The following is a 2,395-nucleotide window of genomic DNA, read 5'->3' as shown; positions in this document are numbered from 1 at the left end:
GTCGAGGTCCGCCTCGCGCACCCGGCGCAGCAGCTCCCGGACGCTCGGGTCGCCCGACAGGTCCGTCCGCAGCACCAGCGTGTTGACGAAGAACCCGATCAACTCGTCCAGCGCCTCGTCCGACCGCCCCGCCACCACCGTGCCGACGGGGATGTCCGCCCCGGCCCCGTGACGGGACAGCAGCAGCGCCCAGCCCGCGCGCAGGACCATGAACAGCGTGGCACCGGACGCGCGCGCCAGCGCGACCAGTCCGGCGTGCACGTCGGCGGGCACCTCGACGTCCACGGTGCCGCCCGCGAGGCTCGCGACGGCGGGCCGCGGCCGGTCCGTCGGCAGCGCCAGCTCCTCGGGCAGACCGGCCAGTCGATCGCGCCAGAAGTGCAACTGACGATCGATCACGCCCTGCTCGCCGAGCGACCGGTGCTGCCAGAGCGCGTAGTCGCCGTACTGGACGGGGAGTTCGCTCCAGGCCGGAGCCCCGCCGCTCGTGCGGCGGGCGGTGTACGCGGCGGTGAGGTCGCGCAGGAGCGGGCCCATCGACCAGCCGTCGCACGCGATGTGGTGCACCACGAGCAGGAACACGTGCTCGTCCGGCGCGACGCGGAACAACCAGGCGCGCAGCGGAAGTTCGGCTGCGAGGTCGAACTCGTGCCCGGCGGCCCGGGCGAGCCTCCCGGGCAGGTCCTCCGGGGCGCAGTCGGCCGTTTCCCACGGGACGAGCGGCTCGCCCGTCACCGGCACCACGTGCTGCCAGGGCGAGCCGTCGACGACCGGGAAGACCGTCCGCAGGCTCTCGTGCCGGCCCACCACGTCCTCCAGCGCCGCGCGCAACGCGCCCTCGTCCAGCGCGCCCTTCAGCCGCAGCGCCATCGGCACCGCGTACGTCGAGGCGCTCCCGGCGCCCTCCCACTCGCGCAGGAACCAGAGGCGCTGTTGGGCGTACGACAGCGGCGTCCGCTCGCCGCGGGCCACCGCGACCAGCGGCTCGTGCGGCGCGGCGGTCCGCGACTGCAGCAGCGCGGCGAGCCGGGCGGCCGTCGGCGCCCGGAACAGGTCGCGGATGCCCAGCTCCACCCCGAGCGCCGCCCGCACCCGTGCAACGAGGCGCATGGCCAGCAGCGAGTGCCCGCCCAGCGCGAAGAAGTCCTCGTCCACGCCGACCCCGGGCATGCCGAGGACGTCCGCGAAGAGCCCGGCGAGGAGCTCCTCGCGGGCGTCGCGCGGGGCGTGCGCGACCTGGGCGACGACCGCGGGCGCGGGCAGGGCGCGGCGGTCCACCTTCCCGTTGCCCGTCAGCGGCAGCGCCTCCAGCACCACGACGGCCGACGGCACCGCGTACTCCGGCAGCACCGACGCCACCTCTCCGCGCACGGCCGCGGCGTCCAGCCCCGCGCCGGCCGCCGGGACGACATACCCGACGAGCCGGCGGTCCCCCGGGCGGTCCTCCCGCACCACGGCCACGGCGGCCGAGACGCCCGCGCAGCGCTCCAGGGCGGCCGACACCTCACCGAGCTCGATCCGGAAGCCGCGCACCTTCACCTGGTCGTCCGCCCGCCCCACGAAGGCGAGTTGGCCGTCCGACAGCCACCGCACCACGTCCCCGGTGCGGTACATCCGCTCCCCTGCGGCGCCGAACGGATCCGGCAGGAAGCGCGACGCCGTCAGCCCGGGACGCCCGAGGTAGCCACGCGCCACCTGCGCCCCGGACAGGAACAGCTCGCCCGCCACCCCCACTGGCACCGGCCGCAGCCCCGCGTCCAGCACATAGGCCCGCGTGTTCGTCGTCACCCGGCCCAGGACCGGCGACCCGGCCGCCGCCAGCGGCGCCATCACCGTGTCGACGGTGCACTCGGCCGGCCCGTACGCGTTGTGGGCGACCAGGCCGGGCGTCGCGCGCAGCCGCTCCCACAGCGGCGCCGGGAGCGCCTCGCCGCCCAGGAGCAGCGTCCGCACGGCAGGCGCCCCGTCGGCCGGGTCCGGCCGGAGCAGCCCCTCCTCGATCAGCTCCGCCGCGTACGCGGGCGTGGTGTCCAGCAGGTCGACGCCGGCGCGGCGCAGGTCGGCCACGGCGGCCTCGCCGTCGCGGCGGGTGTCGTCGTCCAGCACGTACAGCTCGTGGCCGAGGAACAGCGCGCTCAGCGCCTGCCAGCTCGCGTCGAAGGCGGACGACGACGTGCTCGCGACGCGGGCCCGGGAGCGGCCGGTCGCGGCCAGGTGGTCGGCCAGGACCGAGCGGTCGAGGTGCCGGGCGAGGTTGGCGAGGCCGGCGTGCGGGACCTGGACGGCCTTGGGGGTGCCGGTGGAGCCGGAGGTGTAGATCAGGTAGGCCGCGTTCTGCGGGTGGACCCGGCAGGGCAGGTCCGTCTCGAGACGCGCCGCCACCGCGGCCGCCGTC

The 2,395-nt window shown here is 76.6% G+C and carries 1 protein-coding gene; it reads right to left on the bottom strand.

The window, feature by feature from the left end; all coding sequences use genetic code 11:
* Nucleotides 1-2,382 (bottom strand): condensation domain-containing protein (locus PUR71_RS24440; protein ID WP_329929242.1); only part of this gene is annotated, 2,382 nt, incomplete at its 3' end.
* Between the last annotated feature and the right edge of the window lie 13 nt (nt 2,383-2,395).

This window comes from Streptomyces sp. SP17BM10 (assembly GCF_036322405.1).
Classification (GTDB): Bacteria; Actinomycetota; Actinomycetes; order Streptomycetales; family Streptomycetaceae; genus Kitasatospora.
This window is presented reverse-complemented; position numbering and strand designations above follow the sequence as displayed.